This is a genomic window from Mycolicibacter terrae (assembly GCF_010727125.1).
In the GTDB taxonomy this organism is placed as follows: domain Bacteria; phylum Actinomycetota; class Actinomycetes; order Mycobacteriales; family Mycobacteriaceae; genus Mycobacterium; species Mycobacterium terrae.
The window spans coordinates 3,041,277-3,065,423 of record NZ_AP022564.1; the positions used below are offsets into that span (position 1 = coordinate 3,041,277).

At 69.0% G+C, this 24,147-nt stretch carries 22 protein-coding genes; 8 read left to right on the forward strand and 14 right to left on the reverse strand.

The window, feature by feature from the left end:
* Positions 1-20: 20 nt before the first annotated feature.
* Positions 21-1,205, reverse strand: a complete 1,185-nt coding sequence (locus tag G6N23_RS14385; protein ID WP_085261239.1) for an NAD(P)-dependent malic enzyme — start codon at positions 1,203-1,205, stop codon at positions 21-23.
* 66 nt (positions 1,206-1,271) lie between these two features.
* The gene (locus G6N23_RS14390; RefSeq protein ID WP_085261240.1) at positions 1,272-2,510 is read right to left on the reverse strand and encodes a cytochrome P450; all 1,239 of its coding nucleotides are present in this window, start codon (positions 2,508-2,510) and stop codon (positions 1,272-1,274) included.
* A 148-nt stretch (positions 2,511-2,658) separates the two neighbouring features.
* Here G6N23_RS14390 and G6N23_RS14395 point away from each other — a divergent pair, with 148 nt between their 5' ends.
* Positions 2,659-5,973, forward strand: a complete 3,315-nt coding sequence (locus tag G6N23_RS14395; RefSeq protein ID WP_085261241.1) for a LuxR family transcriptional regulator — start codon at positions 2,659-2,661, stop codon at positions 5,971-5,973.
* 5 nt (positions 5,974-5,978) lie between these two features.
* Here G6N23_RS14395 and G6N23_RS14400 read toward each other — a convergent pair whose 3' ends face one another.
* Entirely contained in the window at positions 5,979-6,968 is a 990-nt protein-coding gene (locus G6N23_RS14400; protein ID WP_085261242.1) for a malate dehydrogenase, read from the reverse strand.
* 169 nt (positions 6,969-7,137) lie between these two features.
* Between G6N23_RS14400 and corA the strand changes: the two genes are divergently transcribed.
* Positions 7,138-8,172, forward strand: coding sequence for a magnesium/cobalt transporter CorA (gene corA / locus G6N23_RS14405; RefSeq protein ID WP_085261243.1), 1,035 nt, complete (start codon positions 7,138-7,140; stop codon positions 8,170-8,172).
* An 85-nt stretch (positions 8,173-8,257) separates the two neighbouring features.
* On the opposite strand, the gene G6N23_RS14410 is transcribed toward corA, so the two are convergent.
* From G6N23_RS14410 to G6N23_RS14435, 6 genes are all read right to left on the reverse strand, one after another.
* The gene (locus G6N23_RS14410) at positions 8,258-8,866 is read right to left on the reverse strand and encodes a suppressor of fused domain protein (protein ID WP_085261244.1); all 609 of its coding nucleotides are present in this window, start codon (positions 8,864-8,866) and stop codon (positions 8,258-8,260) included.
* A 7-nt stretch (positions 8,867-8,873) separates the two neighbouring features.
* Entirely contained in the window at positions 8,874-10,019 is a 1,146-nt protein-coding gene (locus tag G6N23_RS14415; protein WP_085261245.1) for an ABC transporter ATP-binding protein, read from the reverse strand.
* 4 nt (positions 10,020-10,023) lie between these two features.
* On the reverse strand, positions 10,024-10,851 hold the full coding sequence (locus G6N23_RS14420) for a carbohydrate ABC transporter permease (RefSeq protein WP_085261246.1): 828 nt from the start codon (positions 10,849-10,851) through the stop codon (positions 10,024-10,026).
* Positions 10,848-11,720 (reverse strand): carbohydrate ABC transporter permease, encoded by an 873-nt coding sequence (locus G6N23_RS14425; protein ID WP_085261247.1) that lies wholly within the window; start codon positions 11,718-11,720, stop codon positions 10,848-10,850. Before G6N23_RS14425 ends, G6N23_RS14420 begins: the two co-directional genes overlap by 4 nt.
* Positions 11,721-11,728: 8 nt before the next feature.
* Positions 11,729-13,150, reverse strand: coding sequence for an ABC transporter substrate-binding protein (locus G6N23_RS14430; protein WP_085261248.1), 1,422 nt, complete (start codon positions 13,148-13,150; stop codon positions 11,729-11,731).
* A gap of 71 nt (positions 13,151-13,221) precedes the next feature.
* Positions 13,222-13,752, reverse strand: a complete 531-nt coding sequence (locus tag G6N23_RS14435) for a YflT domain-containing protein (RefSeq protein ID WP_085261249.1) — start codon at positions 13,750-13,752, stop codon at positions 13,222-13,224.
* 95 nt (positions 13,753-13,847) lie between these two features.
* Here G6N23_RS14435 and G6N23_RS14440 point away from each other — a divergent pair, with 95 nt between their 5' ends.
* Positions 13,848-14,465: a DUF4190 domain-containing protein gene (locus tag G6N23_RS14440; protein WP_157997514.1), complete on the forward strand. Its 618-nt coding sequence runs from the start codon at positions 13,848-13,850 to the stop codon at positions 14,463-14,465.
* A gap of 22 nt (positions 14,466-14,487) precedes the next feature.
* On the opposite strand, the gene G6N23_RS14445 is transcribed toward G6N23_RS14440, so the two are convergent.
* A complete protein-coding gene (locus G6N23_RS14445; RefSeq protein ID WP_085262362.1) occupies positions 14,488-15,453 on the reverse strand; it encodes an HpcH/HpaI aldolase/citrate lyase family protein in 966 nt (321 codons plus the stop codon).
* Positions 15,454-15,477: 24 nt separating this feature from the next.
* On the opposite strand from G6N23_RS14445, the gene G6N23_RS14450 reads away from it, so the two are divergent.
* The 4 genes from G6N23_RS14450 to G6N23_RS14465 all read left to right on the forward strand — a co-directional run bounded on the left by G6N23_RS14450 (position 15,478) and on the right by G6N23_RS14465 (position 19,926).
* Positions 15,478-16,776, forward strand: a complete 1,299-nt coding sequence (locus G6N23_RS14450) for a magnesium transporter MgtE N-terminal domain-containing protein (RefSeq protein WP_085262363.1) — start codon at positions 15,478-15,480, stop codon at positions 16,774-16,776.
* A complete protein-coding gene (locus tag G6N23_RS14455; protein WP_085262364.1) occupies positions 16,773-17,315 on the forward strand; it encodes a DUF1003 domain-containing protein in 543 nt (180 codons plus the stop codon). The genes G6N23_RS14450 and G6N23_RS14455 overlap by 4 nt, the downstream gene beginning before the upstream one ends.
* 108 nt (positions 17,316-17,423) lie before the next feature.
* A complete protein-coding gene (locus G6N23_RS14460; RefSeq protein ID WP_085262365.1) occupies positions 17,424-18,722 on the forward strand; it encodes a lytic transglycosylase domain-containing protein in 1,299 nt (432 codons plus the stop codon).
* A gap of 49 nt (positions 18,723-18,771) precedes the next feature.
* The gene (locus G6N23_RS14465; RefSeq protein ID WP_085262366.1) at positions 18,772-19,926 is read left to right on the forward strand and encodes an Mrp/NBP35 family ATP-binding protein; all 1,155 of its coding nucleotides are present in this window, start codon (positions 18,772-18,774) and stop codon (positions 19,924-19,926) included.
* Between the two features lie 10 nt (positions 19,927-19,936).
* On the opposite strand, the gene tatB is transcribed toward G6N23_RS14465, so the two are convergent.
* From tatB to sigE, 4 genes are all read right to left on the reverse strand, one after another.
* Positions 19,937-20,329: a Sec-independent protein translocase protein TatB gene (gene tatB / locus G6N23_RS14470; protein ID WP_085262367.1), complete on the reverse strand. Its 393-nt coding sequence runs from the start codon at positions 20,327-20,329 to the stop codon at positions 19,937-19,939.
* A gap of 11 nt (positions 20,330-20,340) precedes the next feature.
* The gene (htrA, locus tag G6N23_RS14475) at positions 20,341-21,840 is read right to left on the reverse strand and encodes a serine protease HtrA (protein ID WP_085262368.1); all 1,500 of its coding nucleotides are present in this window, start codon (positions 21,838-21,840) and stop codon (positions 20,341-20,343) included.
* 72 nt (positions 21,841-21,912) lie between these two features.
* Positions 21,913-22,320: an anti-sigma E factor RseA gene (rseA, locus tag G6N23_RS14480; RefSeq protein WP_085262622.1), complete on the reverse strand. Its 408-nt coding sequence runs from the start codon at positions 22,318-22,320 to the stop codon at positions 21,913-21,915.
* 132 nt (positions 22,321-22,452) lie between these two features.
* The gene (sigE, locus tag G6N23_RS14485; RefSeq protein ID WP_085262369.1) at positions 22,453-23,244 is read right to left on the reverse strand and encodes an RNA polymerase sigma factor SigE; all 792 of its coding nucleotides are present in this window, start codon (positions 23,242-23,244) and stop codon (positions 22,453-22,455) included.
* Between the two features lie 192 nt (positions 23,245-23,436).
* Here sigE and G6N23_RS14490 point away from each other — a divergent pair, with 192 nt between their 5' ends.
* Positions 23,437-24,105 (forward strand): O-methyltransferase, encoded by a 669-nt coding sequence (locus G6N23_RS14490; RefSeq protein WP_085262370.1) that lies wholly within the window; start codon positions 23,437-23,439, stop codon positions 24,103-24,105.
* The last annotated feature ends 42 nt before the right edge of the window (positions 24,106-24,147 follow it).

The window sequence follows — 24,147 nt, forward strand, 5'->3', positions numbered from 1 at the left end:
TCGCCGGGGCACCGTGCGCTCTACGACGCGGAGTCGGCGGCCGCCGCGACAGCGGCCGCTACGGCCGGCTCGACCCGGGGATCCAGCGGACTGGGCACGATACGGTCCGGTGCCAGGTCGTCGGCGACAACGGAGTAAATCGCCTCGGCGGCAGCCAATTTCATCGCCTCGGTGATCCGCTGCGCACCGGCGTCCAGTGCACCGCGGAACACCCCGGGGAAGGCCAGCACGTTGTTGATCTGATTGGGGAAATCGCTGCGGCCGGTCGCCACCACCGCCGCGTACTTGGCGGCCAGGTCGGGGTGGATCTCCGGGTCGGGGTTGGACAGCGCGAACACCACACCGCCGGGGTTCATCGACGCGATCAGCTCCTCGGGCACCACTCCTCCGGAGGCCCCCAGGAACACGTCGGCGCCGGCGAGAGCCTCGGCCAGGCCGCCGGTGCGGCCGCCGGGGTTGGTGCGCTGGGCCAGCTCGGCCTTGACGATGTTCATATCGGTGCGGTCCTGGTGCAGTACACCCTGTGAATCCAGCACGATCATCTCCGAGATGCCCACCGACAGCAGGATGTTGGCGCAGGCCACCCCGGCCGCGCCGGCACCGGAGACCACCACCCGAAGCGACGAGATGTCCCGACCGAGCACCTTGGCCGCACCCATCAGCGCCGCCAGCGCCACGATCGCCGTGCCGTGCTGATCGTCGTGCATCACCGGGCAGTCCAGGGCTTCGATCACCCGGCGCTCGATCTCGAAGCAGCGCGGGGCGGAGATGTCCTCCAGGTTGACCGCCCCGAACGACGGACGCAGGCGCACCAGCGTCTCCACGATCTCGTCGGGGTCCTTGGTGTCCAGCACAATGGGAATGGAGTCCAGGCCGGCGAACGTCTTGAACAGCGCGGCCTTGCCCTCCATCACCGGCAGCGATGCCGACGGCCCGAGGTCACCCAACCCGAGCACCGAGGTGCCATCGCTGACCACCGCCACCAGCCGGTGCGCCCAGGTGTAGCGGGCCGCCAGCGTGTGGTCGGCCGCGATGGCGCGACTGACCTGCGCCACCCCGGGCGTGTAGGCGATCGACAGGGCGCGCTGGCTGTCCAACGGCGCCTTCAGCTCGACGGAGATCTTTCCACCCTGGTGGGCTTCGAAGATCTCTTCGTCTCCGATGACGATCGGGGCGTTCTGCGTGGCAGGCGAGTTCTCAGACATCGATAGTCCAGGGTACTGTGCTCGGTCTCAACCCCTCTGGTCGGCCGGGCTGGGCCACCGGACAGCTCAACGTCCGGGGCCGAATTCGATAGGCAGGGTGGTCGGTCCGGTGATTCCGGTGATGGCTTTCCAGGGCGCTGGGCCGGTCCGCCGTGGGTTTGGCATATAACGGGTGATGACGCGCAGCGCCTCCGTCAGTTCCAGACGGGACAGATGGGCCCCGAGGCAGTAGTGCACACCGCCGCCGAAGGTCAGTATCACCGGCGCGTCACTGCGGGCGAGGTCCAGCCGGCTGGGTTCGGTGTACACCTCCGGGTCCCGGTTGGCGGCTGCGATGTTCGCGACGACGAGGGTGCCGGCGGGAATGATGACCCCGCCGAGTTCGACGTCGTCAACGGCCCTGCGCACGGTGCCAAAGACCACGGGGTAGTAACGCATGAGTTCCTCGACGGCGTGCGGGGCCAGTTCGGGGCGTTCGGCAAGTTCTGCCCATTGATCGGGGTGATCACACAGGGCCTGGACGGCGGCAGCCAACTGGTTGCGCGTGGTGTCGGTGCCTGCGCCCAACAGGGTCGCCGCGAGCATCACCAATTCGGCGTGAGCGAGTCGGTCGCCGTCGTCTTCTACCCGGATCAGGTCGGAGATCAGGTCATCGGTCAGGTTCGCCCGCCGCGCGACGACCATCTTCTCGAGATAGGTATCGAGGTTCTCCCAGGCCGCCAGGATGTCCGGAGCATCGTTTCCGACATTCCAGTCGAAGATCTTCTTGATGTCATCGATCCAGTTTGAGAACAGTTGCCAGTCCTCGCGCGGGGCGCCCAGCAGCGCGCAAATGATCGGTGTCGGGTATCGCCGGGCGATGTCGGCGACCACGTCGCAGCGGCCACTATCGGCAAGCAGTTCAACCAAGTCGGTGATGACATCGGTGATCAGCGACCGCAGTCGCGCGGCGGAGCGTGGCGAGAAAGCCTTGGACACCAACCGGCGCAGACGGTGATGCTGCTCACCGTCGAGGCTCAGGATGTTTCGAACTGCCCGGTCCCACAGTGGTCCCGACGTGATGCCCTGCAGGTCCAAGCCCAGCCCGCGGGCGGTGGCAAACCGAGGGTCGCGCAGCACTGTGTGCACCAGCTCATAGCTGAGGATCTCGGGGCCATGCGGCCCGACCGCGAGTGGCGCTTGCCGACGAGCCTGAGCGATGAGCCTGTGCGCCTCGTCGGGGTCGTGCAGGTGGTCATAGGCCAGCACTGGCAGGTCGGCGTCGAAGACGCCGGGGCGGTGGCCCGCGTAGGCGGTAGCGGACATGATGGCCTCCTTCGATTGGGGTGAAATCGACTATCGGAGGCTCCGAAGGCAAAACCATCGGTCAGGACGCGTAGATCTCCGGGCGCGGGGTCGTAGATTCGCCGAATCTACGCATTTGTGCTGATGTTTTGCCGTTCCCGGTGACCGCATGCTGGCTAACATGAGCGAACGCGTTGACACGCCGCTGATGAAGTGGAGCGAGGTGGGCGTGAGCGAACTGCCGACCGGAACGGTGACGTTGCTTTTGGCCGACGTCGAAGGCTCCACGCGGTTGTGGGAATCCCAGCCAGATGAGATGACGGCGGCGGTGGCACGGCTGGATCGCGCCCTGGCGGAACTGGTTGCCACCTACCAGGGCGTCCGACCGGTGGAGCAGGGCGAGGGCGATAGCTTCGTGCTGGCGTTCGCCCGGGCCAGCGACGCGGTCGGGTGCGCGCTGGATCTGCAGCGGGCGCCGTTGGCGCCGATCCGGCTGCGCGTCGGCCTGCACAGCGGTGAGATACAGCTCCGCGGCGAGGGCAATTACGTCGGCCCCACCATCAACCGCACCGCGCGTATCCGCGATCTGGCGCACGGCGGCCAGACCGTTCTTTCCGGAGCTGCCGAAGCGCTGGTGCTCGACTGGCTTCCCGCCGATGCCTGGCTGATCGAGCTGGGCTGCTATCCGCTGCGTGGCGTACCCCGCCCGGAACGGGTGGTGCAGCTCTGTCACCCCGACATATGCAACGAGTTCCCGCCGCTGCGAGTAGCGAAACCCGTTAGCACACAGCATCTTCCGATGCAGCTAACGGCATTCATCGGACGGGCGGCGCAAATCACCGACGTGTGTGGGCTACTCGCCGCCAACCGGCTCGTCACGTTGACCGGCGCGGGCGGGGCCGGCAAAACGCGACTGGCGATCCACGTCGCGTCCCAACTAGCCGACACGTTCGGCGACGGGGCCTGGTATGTCGACCTCGCGCCGATCACCGAACCGGATCTGGTGCCTGTTGTGGCGGCTCGTTCGCTGGGTCTGCCCGACCAACCGGGCCGGTCCACCATGGACACGCTCATCCGGTTCATCGGCGAGCGGCACACGCTGGTGGTGCTGGACAACTGCGAACACCTCCTGGACGCCTGCGCAGCACTTATCGTCGACTTGCTCGGCACTTGTCCCGCGCTGACGCTGCTGGCGACCAGCCGGGAGCCGATCGGTGTGGACGGCGAGTTGATCTGGCGGGTCCCGTCTCTGTCACTGACCGATGAGGCCATCGAGCTGTTTGCCGACCGGGCGCGACGCGCCCGGCCAGATGTGGACCTCAGCGACGACAACACCGGCACGGTCGTAGAGATCTGCCGTCGCCTCGACGGCATGCCACTGGCCATCGAACTGGCCGCGGCGCGGGTACGGTCGCTATCACTCGACGAGATCCTGGACGGCTTGCACGATCGTTTCCGGCTGCTGACCGGCGGCTCCCGGCGGGCTGTCCGACGCCAGCAGACGCTGCACGCCTCGGTCGACTGGTCACACACCCTGCTCACCGAGCCCGAGCGCGTATTGTTCCGGCGATTGGCCGTCTTCATGAGTGGCTTCGACCTCACCGCCGCGCAGAGCGTGGCCGCCGACGATGACCTGAAGGCCCACCAGATCCTCGACCTGCTTGCCCTGCTGGTTGACAAATCACTCGTAGTCGCCGAAAACACAACGGGCCGAACGCGGTACCGGCTGCTGGAAATGGTGCGCCAATACGCGCTGGGAAAGCTCGCCGAGTCCGGCGAGGCCGATGCCGTACGCACCCGTCACCGCGACCATTACACGGCAATTGCTGCGGGGCTCGACCATCCGAGCCGCGGGGGCCACGATCAGCTGCTCGAGCAGACCGAGGCCGAAATCGACAACCTCCGCGCCGCCTTCGCGTGGAGCCACGAGAGCGGTGAAGTCGAGCAGGCGTTGGCCCTGGCGTCCTCGCTGCTACCGCTGTGGCTCACCCGCGGCCGCATCGTGGAAGGCGGAGCCTGGTTCGACGCCGTCCTTGGGCCACATGACGCCGATGGCGCTGAGGTGGCCCGCCCGGTGCGCGCGCGTGCGCTGGCCGATGACGCACTTCTCAACGCGTGGGGCCTTACGTTGGACCACCCTGAGCAAGCCGAGGAGGCGGTGGCGATCGCCCGGGAGATCGGGGATCCGGCGCTGCTCGCCAGAGCGCTCACCGCCTGCGTCGCTATTGCCGCCTACAACGCGGAGGTGGCGCGACCGTATTTCGCCGAAGCGGTCGAGCTTGCCCGCGCGGTGGGCGACTTGTGGAGGCTGAGTCAAATCCTGGGGTGGCAGACATACGCAGCCGCCGTGGGCGGTGACCTGGTCGCGGCCTACGCGAGCGGTGAGGAGGGCCGCACACTGGCGGATTCCATTGGCGACCAGTTTAACTCGCGGTACTGCCGCAACTGGCAAGGGATGGCGAGCTACCTGCAGGGCAACCTGGCCGGGGAGATCGCGCGCTGTCACCAAATGATCGTGGAAGCGGACCGCGCCGGCGACCTGCTCAACCGGTTCCTCGGCCTGCAGGACTTGGCCCTGGCGTCGATATTCCGCGGCGAGGCGAGCCAAACCCTAGACGCGCTGAACGCGCTCGTTGGGACCGGCGCCGAGCTCAGTCCCGTGCACGAGGGAGTCGCCCATATGGCAACGGGACTCGCGGCGCTGGCCAGTGGTGACGCAGCGGCAGCTACCACCGCGCAAGAGCGGATGTGGCATCACATCGGCACCTACCACCAGATTGCGGCCATCTTCCGCTGGTGCAGAGCCGAAACGGCTTTGGCGCTAGGCGACCTGCCTGCGGCGCGGCAGTGGGCCGACGACGGCATCGCCGCAACGACCGGGTGGTACCGGCTCATGGGACTCGTTCCCCGCGCGCGTGTTGCGATCGCCGAAAGTGAACCCGAGCGGGCCGAACGCGACCTCTATGAAGCACTCGCGATCGCCGCCGAGATCAAGGCGGAAATCGGGGTCCCCGAAGTCTTCGAGTGTCTGGCCGCCGCCACCGCCTCTCGCGCCGACAGCCGCAGAGAGGCTGCCCGGCTGTTCGGCGCCGCGGAAGGCATCCGGCAACGCACCGGCGCCGTCCGATTCACAATCCATGACGCCGATTGCGATGCCTGGCTGACCGCGCTGCGGGAGTCGATGGACGACAACGATTTTGACGCCGCCTGGGCCGAGGGCGCCGCGCTGTCCACCGCGGAGGCCATCGGCTACGCCCTGCGTGGGCGCGGTGAACGCAAACGCCCCAGCAGCGGCTGGGCCTCGCTCACCCCGTCCGAGCTCGATGTGGCCCGGCTGGTCAGTGAAGGACTGCCGAACAAAGACATTGCCGCCCGGCTGTTCGTCTCCCCACGCACCGTGCAGACGCACCTCACGCACGTCTACACCAAGCTCGGGCTGACCTCCCGACTACAGCTCGCCCAGGAGGTCGCCCGCCGGGCCTAACGCGGCTAGATCAGCCCCAGCCCGGTGACCGCCTCGCGTTCCTCGGCCAGCTCCGCGGTCGAGGCGTCGATCCGGCCGCGGGAGAAGTCGTCGATCTCCAGGCCACCCACGATGCTCCAGTCGCCGTTCTTCGTGGTGACCGGGAACGAGGAGATCAGGCCCTCCGGAACCCCGTAGGAGCCGTCGGAGACCACCGCCATCGACACCCAGTCCCCGTCGGCGCTGCCCAGCAGCCAGTCCCGGGCGGCGTCGACGGTGGCCGAGGCCGCCGAAGCGGCCGACGAAGCACCACGCGCGTCGATGATCGCCGCACCGCGCTTGGCGACGGTGGGGATGAAGTCGTTCTCGATCCAGGCCTGGTCACCGACGACCTCGGCGGCGTTACGCCCACCGACCTCGGCGTGGAAGATGTCCGGGTACTGGCTGGCCGAGTGGTTGCCCCAGATCGTCATCTTCTTGACGTCGGTGACCTTGGCGCCGGTCTTTGCGGCCAGCTGGGAGATGGCCCTGTTGTGGTCCAGGCGGGTCAGCGCCGAGAAGCGCTCCTTGGGGATGTCGGGGGCGTTGCTCATCGCGATCAGCGCGTTGGTGTTGGCCGGGTTACCGGTCACCCCGATGCGGATGTCGGAGGCCGCAACCGCGTTGAGCGCCTTGCCCTGCGCGGTGAAGATCGCACCGTTGGCCTCCAGCAGGTCGCTGCGCTCCATACCCGGGCCACGCGGGCGGGCGCCGACCAGCAGCGCCAGGTTGGCGCCGTCGAAGATCTTGTTCGCGTCCGAGCCGATCTGCACCCCGGACAGCAGCGGGAACGCGCAGTCGTCGAGCTCCATGACCACGCCCTCGAGCGCCTTGAGTGCGGGCTCGATCTCCAGCAACCGCAGTTCGATCGGCCGGTCGGGGCCCAGCAGCGAGCCACTGGCCAGGCGGAACAGCAGGCTGTAGCCGATCTGGCCGGCGGCGCCGGTGACGGCCACCTTGAGTGGGGTTTTGCTCACGTCAAGTGCTCCTCGAACGGGTTCGGCTTGGTCTGGGTTTGGTCCGGGTCGAAACTAGCGCACCGTCGACGGCACGAAAACTCCGGACCCCGGCCGAACCGCGCTGACCGGTCATTTTGGGCCCGGGCGCGTAGCATTTCACCGGCACGTGTGCCGGGAGGGAGGCGCCATGACGGCGTTGCGCGACCCGGTTCCCCGGGTATTGGTCGACTGCGGCGTCTACGCCGAGGGCGACCGGGTCCCCGGCGAGTTCACCCCGGCCGGGGCGATGGCCAAGGTGCGCGAGATCGCGGCGAATGGCCGCGACGCCTTCGTCTGGGTGGGCCTGCACGAGCCCGACGAGCGCCAGATGCAGGCGGTGGCGGCCACCTTCGACCTGCACGAACTGACGGTCGAGGACGCCGTACACGCCCACCAGCGGCCCAAGCTGGAGCGCTATGACGAGACCCTGTTCCTGGTGCTCAAAACCGTCAACTACGTCCCGCACGAATCGGTGGTGCTGCCGCGCCAGATCGTCGAGACCGGCGAGATCATGATCTTCGTCGGCAAGAACTTCGTCATCACCGTCCGCCACGGCGAACACGGCGGCCTGTCCGATGTCCGCAAACGCATGGACGCCGACCCCGAGCATCTGCGATTGGGCCCGTACGCGGTGATGCACGCCATCGCCGACTACGTGGTCGACCGCTACGTCGAGGTGACCAACCTCATGGAAAGCGACATCGACACCATCGAGGAGGTGGCGTTCGCCCCCGGCACCCGCACCGACGTCGAACCGATCTACCAGATCAAACGCGAAGTCGTCGAGCTGCGGCGCGCGGTCGCACCACTGTCGGTTCCGTTCCAGCGGATGCAGACCGACTACAAGGACCTGATCTCCAAGGAGGTGCGGCGCTATCTGCGCGACGTCGGCGACCACCAGACCCGCGCCGCCGAGCAGATCGCCAGCTACGACGAGATGCTCAGCTCGCTGGTGCAGGCGGCGCTCGCGCGGGTGGGCATGCAGCAGAACACCGACATGCGCAAGATGTCGGCCTGGGCGGGCATCATCGCCGTCCCCACCATGATCGCCGGGATCTACGGGATGAACTTCGACCACATGCCGGCACTGCACTGGACCTTCAGTTACCCGGCGGTGCTGGCGGCCATGGGCGCGATCAGCATGCTGCTCTACCGAGCGTTCCGCCGCAACGGCTGGCTCTGAGCGGGTCCTTTTAGCCGCGAGCAGACGCAGAATCGCACGAAATGGCTCCCTACAGTGCGATTCTGTGTCTGCTCGCCGAGAAGGCTCAGCGGGGCTGGGAGGCGGGACGGTCGGGGTCGAACACGTCCACCCCGTCGGCCCGCCAGGCCTCCCGCATCGCATCAGCCCCCTTGAGCCGCACCCAGGCCGCCTCGGTCGCGGTGATCGGGGTGGCCGAGAAGAATTGCACCGGCTCACGCGGCTGCTCCAGGGGCAACTCGGCGATGTCACTCTGACTCAGCAGCATCGCGGTGAACGGCACCGCCCCCGACTGCCGGCTCCACAGCGGCCCGCCGAGGTCCATCAGCGCGTCGGGCGCCAACACCACCCCCTCCACCGCGGGCGCGGCCGCCACCGCGGCGAGACTGCGGGCCAGCCCGGTATCGGAGCCCGAAATACGCAGACGCAGAACCACTTCCCCGCGGGGACCGTGCACCGGATCGGCCAGAATCTGGCCGGGATCCCCCATCGGATGCCGCGAGCAACCCACCGAGACGTAGTGCACCAACCGGTCGGGGCCGGGACCGAACCGCAACACCTCGATGGGCTCGACACCCAGGAACGTCACGCGCGCGGCATCGGGCTCGGAGGCGACGCCCGCCCCGGTGAAGTGCGCCCGCAGGTGTTGCCGCACCCGGTCCAGATCGTCACTCACCGGCGGGTCACCGGCCGGCCGGGGCGACGCTGAGGTTCACCCCGGACTCGGCGTCGAACACCACCACTTGGGTGGGGTCCAGAGCCAGCTCGATCGGCTGCCCTCCGGCCGCCTTCGACGCGGCGGGAACCCTGGCCACCAGCTCGGTTTCGGCCGACGTATCGGCCGGCTCGTTCGGCGTGAAGTACAGGTACTTGTCGGCGCCGAGAGATTCGACCAGGTCGACGCGGGCCCCGAATGTCACCGCCCGGCGACGCTGGGCGTCGTCGAGCAGCCCGGCGTCACCGAGATGCTCGGGGCGCACCCCGATGACGACGTCGTTGCCGTGCGGCTGCCGGTGCCGGCCGATCGCCTCACGGACCTCCGCGGTCAGCGGGACCTCACCGATCGGCAGTCGCGCGCCGGTCGGGGTCAGTGTGCCGGGAAAGAAGTTCATCGCCGGCGAGCCGACGAATCCTGCGACGAACAGGTTCGCGGGCCGCTCGTAGAGCTCGTCGGGGGTGCCGATCTGCTGCGCGATCCCGCCGTGCATCACCACCACCCGGTCGCCGAGCGTCATCGCCTCGGTCTGGTCGTGGGTGACGTAGACGGTGGTGGTGCCCAGCCGCCGCTGCAACCGGGCGATCTCGCTGCGCATCTGCACTCGCAGCTTGGCGTCCAGGTTCGACAGCGGCTCGTCCATCAGGAAAGCCTTGGGGTGCCGCACGATCGCACGCCCCATGGCCACCCGCTGACGCTGCCCGCCCGACAACTGCGATGGCTTACGGTCCAGAAAGTCGGTCAGGTCAAGGATTTTGGCGACCTCGGCTACTTTCTCGGCGATCTGCGCTTTCTTCATCTTGGCCAGGGTCAGCGGGAACGCGATGTTTCCCCGCACCGTCATGTGCGGGTAGAGGGCGTAGGACTGGAACACCATCGCGATGTCGCGGTCCTTGGGCGCGCGCTCGTTGACCCGTTCGCCGCCGATGCGCAACTCCCCCGAGGTGATCTCCTCCAGACCCGCGATCATGTTCAGCGTGGTGGATTTTCCGCAGCCCGACGGCCCCACCAGGATGATGAACTCCCCGTCGGCGATGCTCAAAGACAGGTCCTTCACGGCAACCGCGCCATCGGGGTAGCTCTTGGTGATGTGGAGAAGTTCGATCTCAGCCATCGGCCTATCCCTTCACCGCGCCGGAAGTCAGTCCCGCCACGATCCGTCGTTGGAAGATTAGAACAAAGATGATGATCGGCACCGTGATCACCATCGCACCCGCGGCGATAGACCCGGTCGGCTCCTCGAATTGCGAACTGCCGGTGAAGTTGGCGATCGCCACCGGCGCGGTTACCGAGGCTTTGGTCGCCGTCAGCGACAACGCCAACAGCAGGTCGTTCCAGGCGAAGATGAACACCAGGATCGCCGCGGTGACGATTCCCGGCGCCGCCAGCGGCGCGATCACCTTGCGGAACGCCTGGCCGGGGGTCGCCCCGTCCATCTTGGCGGCCTTCTCCAGATCCCAGGGAATCTCGGAGAAGAACGCCGAGAGCGTGTAGATCGCCAGCGGCAGCGCAAAGGTGATGTAGGGGATGATCAGGCCCGGCCAGGTGTCGAACAAGCCGGTCGCCCGCTCGATGTTGAAAATCGGTGTCACCAGCGATATCTGGGGGAACATCGCGATCAGCAGCGCCGCGCCGACCAGCAGCCGCTTGCCCCCGAAGTCCAGCCTCGCCACCGCGTAGGCGGCCATCGCGCCGATCACCACCGCGATCACCGTGGTGATCAGCCCGATGCCGACGGAGTTGACCAGCGCCGAGCCGAACACGTCCCCGGCGAAGATGCCGCGATAGTTGTCCAAGGTCACCGACGACGGAATCAGCTTGCCGTCCTTGACCGTCGACGTCGGCTTCAGTGACAGCGACAGGATCCACAGCACCGGCACCAGCGCGTAGACCACCACCGCCAGGTCGATGATCAGCCAGGCCGCGCGGCGGCGAACATCAGTCATTTCTGACCCGATCCCGGCGCCGCGGCCCCGAACACCTTGACGAACACGAAGGCGATCAGTGCCACACAGACGAAGATCAGCACCGAGATCGCCGAGCCCAACCCCACGTTGAAGCCCTTGAACAGGTTGTCATAGCCCAGGATCGAGACCGAGCCGGTGTTATTGGAGCCGTTGGTCAGCACGTAGATGTTGTCGAAGATCCGGAACGCGTCCAGCGTGCGGAACAACAGGGCCACCAGAATGGCGGGTTTCATCATCGGCAGGATCACCATGACCAGCCGCCGCCAGGCGCCGGCGCCGTCGACCTGCGCCGCCTTGAGCAAATCCTCGGGGACCAGGGCCAATCCGGCCAGCAGCAGCAGCGCCATGAACGGCGTCGTCTTCCACACCTCGGCGAGCACCACGATCCCCAGCGAAGGCAGCTGGTGGGTCAGCGGCGCGCTGCCGGCCGGCAACAGGTTCGCCAGGTAGCCGGTGCCCGGCGTCCAGGCGTAGTACCAGCTGTAGGCGGCGGCCACCGTCACGATGCCGTAGGGCACCAGCACCGCGGTGCGCACCATCCCCTTGGCGAACATGCTGCGGTGCATCACCAGTGCCAGCGCCAGACCCAGCACGAACTCGATGGCCACCGAGATCACCGTGATGCCCAGCGTCACCGCGAAGGCGGTCCACCAGTAGGAGTCGGTCAGGGTGGTCTGGTAGTTGGCCAGGCCGACGAACGCGGTGTCGTTTGGAGTGGCCAGGTTGTAGCGCAGCAGGCTCAGCCAGAGCGCGTAGCCGATCGGATAGGCCGTCACCGCCAGCATCAGGATCACCGCCGGGGCGACGAGCGCCACGGCCAGTCGCCGCTGCGACCTGACGTCATCCATGCCGGAAGTCACGGGATGAGCCCCTTGCCGTCGATGGCTTTGCGCACCTGCACGGCCAGTTCGTCGGCGGTGCGCTCCGGGTCGATGGCGGTGATGGGCGCCAGCGTCGCCGATATCCGGGTCGACACCGCCTGATAGACCGGTGTCGCCGGACGCACCGCGGCGTTGGTGAGTTGGTCGCGAATCAGGTTGTGGTGCGGGTATTTCTGCTGGAACTGCGGATCGGAGTACACCGAGGCGCGCACGGCGGGCAGGCCTCCTTCGATCGCGACGTACTTCTGGTTGGCCGCGTCGCGCAGGCACCGCACCGCTTCGAACGCCTCCGCGCGGTGCCGGGTGGTCCTGGCCACCGCCAGGTTCAGCCCGCCGAGGGTCACCTTGGCCGGGTGGCCCGGCATCACCGCCGGGTACGGCGCGAACCCGAGCACCGTGCGGCTGGCCTCGTAGGCGATCCGGTACTGCTCGTCGCTGGGCGCGAACGAACCGACACCGTCGATGCTGCCGGCCAGATCCGGACGCCGGTCCAGCGGCAGGAACCCGACCCCGCCCTTGACCGCGTTCTCCAGCATGGACGGCAGCACGAACGGCCAGTTGACCTCCAGGGCCGCCCTGCCCTGCTCAAAGGCCAGCCGGGCGGTGCCCTCGTCGCTCTGGGTGATCGATGGATCAGCACCCGGGGCGGACGCCACCGCCTGCATGATCCGCAGTGCCGCGACGGTGGCGGCCCGGTGCTCGGCGGTGTCGGTCAAGGTGACCGTCTTGCCGTCGTCGGCGAGCACGCGCCCCCCGGCGCTGGCCAGCAGGGTGTTGAACCACACCACCAGGCCCTCGTACTGCTTGGCCTGCACCGCGATCCAGCTCGGCTCGCCGGCGGCGTGCAGCCGCGCCGCCTCGGCAACCATCCCGTCCCAGGTCGAGGGCGCAGTGCTCATCAAATCCGGTCGATACCAAAGCAATTGAGTGTTGGTGATGACCGGGGCCGCATAGAGCCGCCCTCGCCAGCGGGCTGTCGCCAGCGGACCCGGCAAAGTGTCGGCCTCGGCGTCGGCCTCGGCCTGACCGGCCGGATCGGCCGACAGCGGCAACGCCCAGCCGGCCTCGGCGAACTCGGCGGTCCACACCACATCCAGCCCCATCACGTCCAGGCTGCGGTCGTTGCCGGTGAGCCGGCGGGCCAGTTGCAGACGCTGGTCGTCGGCGGCCCGCGGCAGGCTGAACTGCTCGACTCGGTAACGGCCACCGGCCTGTTCGGTGCAGCGCCGGGCGATGGCACGGAACGTGGCGGTGTCGTTGGCCGGGGTGTACACGCTGATCACCAGGCCGTCGCCGGCCTGCCCGGCCGAGCCGCAGGACGCTCCGGCCGAAACGGCGGTCAGCACCGCCAGCGCAGCCGCCCCCAGCCGCCGTACGCGACCGCGCCGACTCGCCACGCCACCCGCCTCCCGTTGCCGCTTGGTGCCAAAACGGTAAGGCCGTCCGACCGGGCTGCGCAACAAGGCCCTCAGAGCGTCAGCTTCGCCAACAGGTCTCGGCCCTGCTCGGCACTCTGCGGATCACACAGCACGTCGTAGCGACCCGCGACCAATTGCATGGTGGAGCTGAAATCCCTTGTGCCACGGGCCATCGCATAGGGGACCGACGACGTGATCAATCCGAAGAACACCCCGGCGATCAGGCCGGTCACCAGCGCCTGAGTCGGATTGGCGCTGAAGATCCCCAACACCAGGCCGATGAACAGGCCCAGCCAGGCCCCGGTCAGCACCCCGCCGCCGAGCACCTTGGGCCAGGTGAGCCGACCGGTGACCCGTTCGACCTGCATCAGGTCGACCCCGACGATCGTCACCTGGTGCACCGGGAACTGTTGATCCGACAGGTAGTCCACCGCGCGCTGCGCCTCGGCGTAGGTCGGATAGGACCCGATCGGCCAGCCTTTGGGCGGCGTGGGCAGCCGGCCCACGTCGCGCCGACCCGGGGCTGCCGCCGCCGCGCCGAGCGGATCGGGAGTCGGTCCGGACTGAAAGGGGCTAGTCATGGGGTTTCTCTCTCCTCGCTCCGGGAGCCTCCGGGATGGCCGACAGGCACCGCGGGCAGGTCTCGGGTCACGACGCATCCGCTAGGTTGAACAGCATGACAGCTCCCGGCGAGGATTCTGGCGAGAATCCACGAGCCAATGCCGATCACCCCTGGGCCGGCCCGGGCGCGTCCGGGCCTGAACAGGGCGGCTGGCCCTATCCGTCGGGCTTCGATGGTTATCCTCCCTCACCCGGTTACCCGCAGGGCGGATATCCACCGCCCCCGCCACCGGCCGGATTCCCCCCGCCCCCATCGGCAGGCGGTTATCCGCCCCGATTCGACGCACCCTCCGGCGGCTATCCGCCGCCCCCGGGCTACGGCGCACCGGGTGAGTACCCGGGCTACAGCGCACCACCCGGTTACCCGCCCGGCTACGGCCCCCCACCGGGCTACGCACCGGGCAACGGCTACGGCACGCCGTATCCGGGCGGCTACTTCAATCCGGGCCAGCCGCAGAAGACCAACGTCTTGGCGGTCAGCTCCCTGGTGGTCGCACTGCTCGGCCTGCTGTTCTGGCCGCTGGCGCTGGTCGGCGCCGTGCTGGGTGTCGTTGCGCTGAGCCAGATCAAACGCACCGGTGAGGCCGGCCATGGCATCGCGGTGGCCGGTACCGCCGTCGGCGCTGCCGCGGTGGTTCTCTCGTTCATCCTCGCGATGGTCGCCCTGCACTGATCCGGCCCGCGCCGGCGATCGCCTAGGCCGGCGGCTCGAACGGCGGCGCCGCACGGCGCATGCCGGCCGCCCGGCCCTTGCCGGCCACCACCAACGCCATCTTGCGGCTGGCCTCGTCGAGCATCTCGTCACCGAGCATCACCGCACCGCGGGCGCCGCCGGCATGCGAGGTGTGCCAGGCGTAGGCCTCCAGGATCAACTCCGCGTGGTCGTACTCGTCCTGCCTCGGGCTGAAGATCTCGTTGCCGGCCGCGATCTGGTCGGGGTGCAGCACCCATTTGCCGTCGTACCCGAGCGCCGCGGAGCGCCCGGCCACCCGCCGGAACGCCTCGACGTCGCGAACCTTCAGGTAGGGCCCGTCGACGGCGGCGATCCCGTGGGCGCGTGCGGCCACCAGGATCGTCATCAGCACGTGGTGGTAGGCGTCGCCCTCGGTGTAACCCTCGGGCTGCTCACCGACCTCCAGGGTGCGGGTGTTGAGGCTGGCCATCAGATCGGCCGGTCCCAGCACCAGCGCCTGCACCCGGGGTGCGGCGGCGATCGCAGTGATGTTGGTCAGGCCGCGGGCGTCCTCGATCTGCGCGTCGATGCCGATCTGTCCGGCCGGCAGCCCGTGGACGGTCTCCAGTTGGGTGAGCAGCAGATCGAGCGCCTGCACATGCGAGGCGTCCGACACCTTCGGCAGCACGACGACGTCGAGCCGGGCACCGGCTGCCCCGACGGCCGAGATCACCTCGATCAGGTCGGCATGAGTCCACGGCGTGGTCCAGTCGTTGACCCGCACGCCCAGCAGCGGCGCCGTCCAATCCGGTGCCGTGAGCGCTTCGGCCACCCGGGCCCGGGCCTGCTCCTTGGCGGCCGGGGCGACGGCATCCTCCAAATCGAGGAAGACCTCGTCGGCGGGCAGGCCCTTGGCCTTGTCGATCATCTTCTGGCTGCTGCCCGGTACCGACAGGCAGGTACGGCGGGGGCGATATGCGTTGGTCACCTAAACACTCCTACCCTTTCAACCATGGCGTCGAGCAACAGGGTTTACGCAGCGCGGCTCGCGCGGATGCTGGTGCTGGGCCCTTTCGGTGAATCCGTCGGACGGGTTCGCGACGTCGTGCTCAGTCTCAGCATCGTGCGTCAGCAGCCGCGTGTCCTGGGACTCGTCGTCGAACTGCCCACCCGCAGACGTATCTTCGTGCCGATCCTGCGGGTCGCGTCGATCGAGCCCAACGCGGTCACCCTCAACACCGGAACGGTGTCGCTGCGCAAGTTCGACCAGCGGCCCGGCGAGGTATTGGCGCTGGGGCAGGTCCTCGACACCAAGGTCCGGGTCACCGATCCCGAGCTGCCGGAGCTGGCCGGCGTCGACGTGACGATCACCGACCTTGCCCTCGAGCAGAGCCGCACCCGCGACTGGCTGGTGACGCGAATCGCGGTGCGGCACTCCCGGCGACTGGGCCGGCGCGCCGCCGTACACATCGTGGACTGGCACAACGTGCAGGGCCTGACCCCGTCCGCACTGGCCATGCCCGGACAGGGCGTGGCGCAGTTGCTGCAGCAGTTCGAGGGCTGGCGTCCGATCGAAGTGGCCGACGCCATCCGCGAGCTGCCGCCCAAGCGCCGCTATGAGGTGATCCACGCGCTGGACAACGCGCGGCTGGCCGACATCCTGCAGGAGCTGCCGGAGGAGCGGCAGGCCACGGTGCTGGGCCAGCTGGGCACCGAACGCGCGGCCGACGTGCTGGAGGAGATGGATCCCGACGACGCCGCCGACCTGCTGGGTGCGATGAATCCCAGCGACGCAGAGCTGCTGCTGGCGCGGATGGACCCCGACGATTCCGATCCGGTCCGCCGGCTGCTGGAGCACTCCCCCGACACCGCCGGCGGGTTGATGACCTCCAACCCGGTGGTGCTGACCGCCGACACCTCCGTCGCCGAGGCGCTGGCCCGGGTTCGCGACCCCGACCTGACCCCCGCGTTGGCGTCGCTGGTGTTCGTCACACGCCCCCCGACCGCCACCCCGACCGGCCATTACCTGGGCTGCGTGCCGCTGCAGCGGCTGCTGCGGGTGCCGCCGGCCGAGCTCATCGGCGGGATCGTCGACTCCGACCTGCCGGCGCTGAACCCGGAAGTGTCACTGGCGGAGCTGACCCGCTATTTCGCGGCCTACAACCTGGTCTGCGGTCCGGTGCTCGACGAGCAGAATCACCTGCTGGGGGCGGTCACCGTCGACGACGTGCTGGATCACCTGCTACCCCATGACTGGCGCGAAACCCCCGAGCCGGACCTGGGGCCGAAACTCGCCGGGAGGCCGTCGTGACCGACCGCTCGTCATCGCAGCGGCTCTCCACGCCGCGCACCTCACGGCTCCCCGGCCTGCGGATGGATCCCGACGCCCTGGGCCGGTTCACCGAGTCGGTGGCGCGGTTCTTCGGCACCGGGCGCTACCTGGCCATCCAGACCCTGCTGGTGGTGGGGTGGATCGTGCTGAACGTCTACGCGGTCAGCCTGCGCTGGGACCCGTACCCGTTCATCCTGCTCAACCTGGCGTTCTCCACCCAGGCCGCCTACGCCGCCCCGTTGATCCTGCTGGCCCAGAACCGGCAGGAGAACCGCGACCGGGTCAGCCTCGACGAAGACCGCCGCCGGGCCGCGCAGACCAAGGCCGACACCGAGTATCTGGCCCGGGAACTGGCGTCGCTGCGGTTGGCGGTCGGCGAGGTCGCCACCCGCGACTACCTGCACCACGAACTCGAGCGGGTCCGGGAGCTGCTCGAGGACCTGCGCGCCGAGCCCGACCCCGCCGCCTCGGAGTCCGCCACCGGCCGACCGGTATTGCCCCGCGACGGGCGCGCATAACCGGCACCCGCGCGGCCGGTGTTGGGTATGGTGACCTAGTTCACGAAGCCGACGCGGCTTCACCAAGGCTCTACCACTGCTGTAGCTAGGCGGACAAGGGGCGGTCGAGTGCCTACAGGGGGCGGCGCAGCCGAGCACCTGTCCCGCGCGGCCAGATGCCGGCGGGCAGTCCGCGCTGCGCTACGACCCGCGTTCGGCCTGACGTTCATCACCCCGCTGGTGTTCGCCGGCGCCGTGGGCGCAACGCCACGCTCGCCGTCGACCTCGCTTCCGCTGCGCAGCGCCGCAGTGACCCCGCTGGCGGCCGCGGTGAACACCGGCTCCTCGGGCCCCTCCGTCGTCGCGGTGCCGCGTGCGCAACCGAACCTGCACGTGGCGGCGGGCGCCCCGTCGGCGCCGCCGGCAGCCGTCGTCTACGCGCCGGGCACGTTGGGCATCCCCAAGACGGCGCTGGCGGCCTACCGCAACGCCGAACATCAGATGGCGGTCGCCGCCCCCGAATGCGGGATCAGCTGGAATCTGCTGGCCGGCATCGGCCGGATCGAATCGGCGCACGCCAACGGCGGCGCCACCGACGCGCGCGGCACCGTGCTGCAGCCGATCTACGGGCCGACGCTGGACGGTTCGCTTCCGGGCAACGAAGTCATCGTGGCCAGCAGTGCCCCCGGGCGGGTGGTCTACGCCCGCGCCATCGGGCCGATGCAGTTTCTGCCCGGAACCTGGTCGCGCTACGCCGCCGACGGCGACGGCGACGGCAGGGCGGACCCGCAGAACGTCTACGACGCGACGCTGGCGGCGGCGCGCTACCTGTGCAGCGGCGGGCTCAACCTGCGAGAGCAGTCGCAGGTCCTGACCGCGATCCTGCGCTACAACAACTCGATGGCCTACGCCGAGAACGTGATGGGCTGGGCGGCGGCCTACGCCACCGGGGTGGCTCCGGTGGATCTGCCACCGATCATCGGGCCGGCACCGCCGATCGCCGACCTGCACCTCGAGCATTTGGAGCATCCGGAGGGCCTCGGGCCGGAATCGCTGAGTCTGCACGGGATGTCTCCCCCGGTCCAGCGGACCGCCGGCTCCGCGCTGATAGATCTGGGGCAGTCGAGCATGGAATCCCAGCTGGCCAATATGCCCTGGGCCCCGTCGTGGATGAACTCCTCCGAACCGCAGCTACCGCGTCCCTCGGCCGCCTGTCGGATGATCTGCCTCGAGCCCCAGGCCGGGTCCGCCCCCGCCGCGCCACCCAATGCCGTTCCGCCGGCTGAGGCCCCGGTCGCTCCGCCGGAGACCCCACCCGCCCCCAACGCGCCGCCCGCGGATGAGTCGGCGCCCCTGGCGCCTGCGGCCCCCGCCCCGGCACCGGCTCAGGCCCCCACAGCCGCGCCGCCGGAGGCGCCGCCGGCCTGACCGAGCGCGCGGTCGGGTGCTGCCGCGCACTGCCTTAGACTCGTCCTTGATGTCCAAGACACAAGACGACACCGCAGCCCTGCACGACGCGATCTACGCCGCGCTGGGCACCGTGTTGGACCCCGACATTCAGCGTCCGATCACCGAGCTCGGCATGGTCAAGAGCATCGAGATCGCCGACGACCACAGCGTGCACGTCACGATCTACCTGACCATCTCCGGCTGTCCGATGAAGACCGAGATCACCAACATGGTGACCCGGGCGGTCAACGATGTGCCTGGCACCGGACCGGTCAAGGTGACCCTGGACGTCTTCAGCGACGAACAGCGCGCCGAACTGCGCAAACAGCTGCGCGGCGACGCCAAGGAGCCGGTCATCCCGTTCGCCCAACCGGGCTCGCTGACCAAGGTGTACGCGATCGCCTCGGGCAAGGGCGGTGTCGGAAAGTCCAGTGTCACAGTCAATCTCGCCGTCGCACTGGCCGAACGCGGCATGTCGGTGGGGGTGCTCGACGCCGACATCTACGGCCACTCGGTGCCGCGGATGATGGGTGTCACCGCGCTGCCCACGCAGGTCGACTCGATGATCATGCCGCCGATCGGATACGGCGTGAAGGTGATCTCGATCGCGATGTTCACCAAGGGCAACACACCGGTGGTCTGGCGCGGCCCGATGCTGCACCGGGCGTTGCAGCAGTTCCTCGCCGACGTCTACTGGGGCGACCTGGATGTGCTGCTGCTCGACCTGCCGCCGGGAACGGGCGACATCGCCATTTCGGTGGCCCAGTTGGTGCCCCCGGCCGAGATTTTGGTGGTGACCACCCCGCAGCAGGCGGCCGCGGAGGTGGCCGAGCGTGCCGGCGCGATCGCCCTGCAGACCCGCCAGCAGGTTGTCGGCGTGGTGGAGAACATGGCCGGGCTGGCCATGCCCGACGGGTCCACCATGCACCTGTTCGGCGAGGGCGGCGGTGCGCGGGTCGCCGAGCGGCTGACCCGCGCGATGGGCCGTGACGTGCCGCTGCTGGGTCAGGTGCCGATCGACAGCGAGATGGTGACCGGCGGGGACTCCGGGGCGCCGGTGGTGCTCACGCCCGACTCCGTGGCCGGCAAGGAGCTGCGCCGGGTCGCCGATCAGCTGGCCACCCGGGGACGTGGGCTGGTCGGGATGTCGCTGGGCCTGAACACCGGCAACACCCAGCGCTGAGCTAAGCGGGTCAGGTCGCGTCGGCGTCGAACGGAGCGGGCGCCCCGGGCATGAGCTTGGGAACCGGCTTGAGGGCCGCGGCCGGAGCGGAGCGCGGATCCTGGGCCAGTGAACCGACCGCGGTGAACAACGAATCATCCCCGTCGAGCAGGTGCTTGGTCAGCGCGGCCCGCGGCGTCATCCCGCGGAGCTTCTGCAATTCGCTCAGCGGCGCGCGCAAGTCGTCGAACTCCGGACCGATCTCGTCGCGCAGCTGATCGGTGGCGTTGGTGACGTATTCGCGGGCCTGCCGCAACGCGTTCGCGGTCCATCGGATCGCCCCGGGCAACCGCTCCGGGCCCAGGATCACCAACCCGACCACCACGAGGACCAGCATCTCCCCCCAGCCGACATTGGCGAACATCAGCCGAGCAGCTAGCCGTCGCCGGTGGGGGTCACGTTCAGCGTGACGTGGCGGCCGTCGCGGACCACCTCGACGGGCGCTTCCTTGCCGATGGTCAACTGGCGCACCGCCACGACGAATTCGTCGGCGTTGGCGACGGTGCGGTCACCGATCTTGACCACCACGTCGTTCTCCAGGATGCCGCCCTTCTCCGCGGGGCTGCCCACCTTGACGTTGGCGATCTGCGCGCCCGAGGCGATGGCGTTGCTGACCGAGCGGGCGCTCACGCCCAGCGTGGCGTGGACGATCTTGCCGTCTTTGATCAGCGCTTCGGCCACCGTCTTCATCTCGTTGACCGGAATCGCGAAACCGAGACCACTGGCGCTGTCGGACAAGGATTTTCCGGCCGTGTTGATCCCGACGACCTGGGAGTCCATGTCGATCAGCGGGCCCCCGGAGTTGCCGTGGTTGATCGAGGCGTCGGTCTGCACCGCGTCGATGACGGTGTCGGTGTCGGAGTCCTCGCCGGACAGCGGAACCGGCCGGTGCACGGCGCTGATGATGCCGTGGGTCACCGTGCTGCGCAGCCCCAGCGGGGCTCCCGCCGCGATCACCTCGTCGCCGACCCGGATCTTGTCGGAGTCGCCGAGACGGGCCACGCTCAGGTTGTCGACGTTGTCGACCTTGAGCACGGCCAGGTCGGTCTTCGGGTCGCGTCCCACCAGGTTGGCCAGCACCTCTTTGCCGTCGTTGAACACCACGGTGGTCTTGAACTTGCTGGGATTGTTGGCCGCTTCGGAGATGACGTGGTTGTTGGTGACGATGTAGCCCTTGCCGTCGATGACCACGCCGGAGCCCTGCATGCCCTGGTCGTCGCTGACGGACTCGATGGTCACCACCGAATTGGCGACCGCCTCGGCGACCTTGGCGAACCGCCCGGCCGGCTCCTCGGCGTTGCCCTTGGTGGACAGTGTCACCTTCGAGGTGGTGAACGCCTCGACGACCTGCGCGGTGGTTCGCCCGACCCAGCCGCCGACTATGCCGATGGCCAGCGCGATCGCGGCCAGTGTGGCCAGTGCGCGGTAGGAGACCCGGTCACCGAACAGCACCTCACGCACGCCGAGCCGGCCGCCCACGTCACCGGGGGCCCGCGGCGGCGGCGGGACGACGGCGGGCGCACCCAGCGCGGCGCCCGCGGCCGGGTCACGCCACGGGTCGTCGGTCTCGGTGAACCCGTCCGGCTTGCCGTTGCGCTCCATCGCGCCGGCATCGGCGGGATGGCGCTGCAGCGAGGGGCCGGCACCGAAGGGACGGCCGAACGCCTCCCTGAGCACCGGGTCGGGTGGTAGGTCGCGCGGGGTGTACTCGCCCTGCTCGCGGTATTTCTTGGGCCGCACCTCGGCCGGGATGAACGATCCCGGCACGCCGTCGGGCCGGCCGAAGGCCTTCTGGGAGGCGTTGTCCACGGGGGGCCGGTAGACAGGCCGCGGCGCCAGGCGGTTACCGCCGGCGTTCTCGTTGTTGGAGCTCACCTATTCCTCTTCCGGTCCCGCATCGGCTTCCAGGCGCCGCAACTCCGGCGCTGGCGCCGCATCGCATCCACCTTACCGACGTTTGCGGCGATCCTGCGGTTTGCGGTCGGCGAACCGGGCGGGCAGCTGCGTGGTGGGCTCATCGGGTGGGCAGTCGGCCGGACAGTCGGGGATCTGGGCCAGCAGGCCGAGCAGGGCGGAGGGGATCCGGATCGGATGCGAATCCCGCAGCGCCGAGCGGGCCCGGCCCTGATACTCCACTTCGGCGGCGCAGTCGGGACACAACGACAGGTGGTGGGCGGCGCGCAGGTGGGCGTTCATCCGCAACTCGCCGTCGACGTAGGCGGCGATCGCTTCGCTGCAGAGGTGCTCGGTGGACCCGAACTGGCGAGGGGCACCGACCGGCGCGTCACTCTGCGAGGCGAACTGCGCGGGAAGCCAGGAGAATGCGCGACGGAAGACACCTCCTCGTTCCGTCACCACCGGACCCCTTCCGTCACACGGGCACGCGCCTGGCGGCTACACCGCAAACATGCCTAATAAGAATCGTCCTTATAAGAATGTAGCGCGATGTGAGGCGCGCACGCGGCAACCGGGGGTCGGCGAGCGGACTCAGCCGGCCGCGACACCGCCGAAGGCGGCACGATCACGCTGGCCGGCGCGGTCGGCGAGGTACTCGCGCAGCGCCTGGCGACCCCGGTGGATACGGCTGCGCACGGTGCCCAGCTTCACCCCGAGGGTGGCGCCGACCTCCTCGTACGACAGGCCCTCGATGTCACACAGCACGACGGCCGCCCGGAACTCCGGCGCCAACGAGTCCAACGCCGCCTGCAGGTCGGGATCGAGCCGTGCGTCGTGGTAGATCTGCTCGGGGTCGGGCTCGTCGGCCGGCACCCGGTCGTAGTCCTCCGGCAGGGCCTCCACCCGAACCCGGCCACGCCGGCGCACCATGTCCAGGAACAGGTTGGTGGTGATCCGGTGCAGCCAGCCCTCGAAGGTCCCGGGCTGATAGTTGTGCAGTGAACGGAACACCCGGATGAAGGTCTCCTGGGTCAGATCCTCGGCGTCCTGCTGGTTTCCGGACAGGCGGTAGGCCAGCCGGTACACCCGGTCGGCGTGCTGGCGCACCAGCTCGTCCCACGACGGCATCGCCGCCACGTCCCCGGTGGCGTCGAACACCGCGGTGCCCTGCGGCTCGTCGGACGGCTCGACCCATTCGGTGTCGGAGTAGCGGTCCGAGTGCGTGGTCGGGTGCGACATGGCGACCGGGGGCAGCAAGGTGGTTATGGTGACGTCCTCCGTATCCGGGCAGCCGTCAGGCGACGACAGCGTGATATCGCGGTCAACGTGCGCCGGGCCCCTCGTATTCCGAGCGTCTCGAGGCCGGTTCCTACCTCGTTCCATGCCGCTACCGTTACGTATCGCGGTGTGCCAGCTCTGTGTCGGCCCTGAACGTCGACTGTGAACTTGTGTTCGAATGCGCCGCACGGTGCGGCGTTGGATCCGCATAACGGTTCGGACACGGGCTGCGTCCCGGGCGTGTCGCGCGGGCGAGCCTCCACACCGCCGTCCGCGGCTTTGTCCTACGCTGCGCACATGGCCAGCACCGACGACACTTCCGGGCCGCAGCCGCCGCACAGCCGGGCGGATGCCCTCGTGGCGCACGCCGAGGGCTCGATGTCCGAAGACGCGGTTCTGACCGCCGCCCGCGACCGGGCCGGTGAGATCGGCGTCGCATCGATCAGCGCGGCGGTCGGCGCGTTGCTGAGCCTGCTGACCAAGCTCAGCGGCGGCAAGGCGGTGGTCGAGGTCGGGACCGGTGCCGGCGTCAGCGGACTCTGGCTGCTGTCGGGCATGGGCGAAGACGGTGTCCTGACCACTATCGACATCGAGCCCGAACACCAGCGCACCGCCAAGCAGGCATTCGGCGACGCCGGCATCGGCCCGTCGCGGACCCGGTTCATCAGCGGCCGAGCCCAGGAGGTGCTGACCCGTCTCGCCGACGAGTCCTACGACCTGGTTTTCGTCGACGCCGACCCGATCGACCAGCCCGAATACGTGGCGGAGGCGGTGCGCCTGCTACGGCCCGGCGGGGTGGTCGTGCTGCACCGGGCGGCCCTGGGCGGCCGAGCGGGAGACCCGACGGCCAACGACGCCGAGGTGGTCGCGGTGCGTGAGGCGGCCCGGTTGATCGCCGAGGACGAGCGCCTGACCCCGGCGCTGATCCCGCTGGGCGATGGGCTGCTGGCCGCCGTCCGCGACTGACCGTCCCGATTCGCGAGCGTGCGCGGTGGTACGCGACACGCC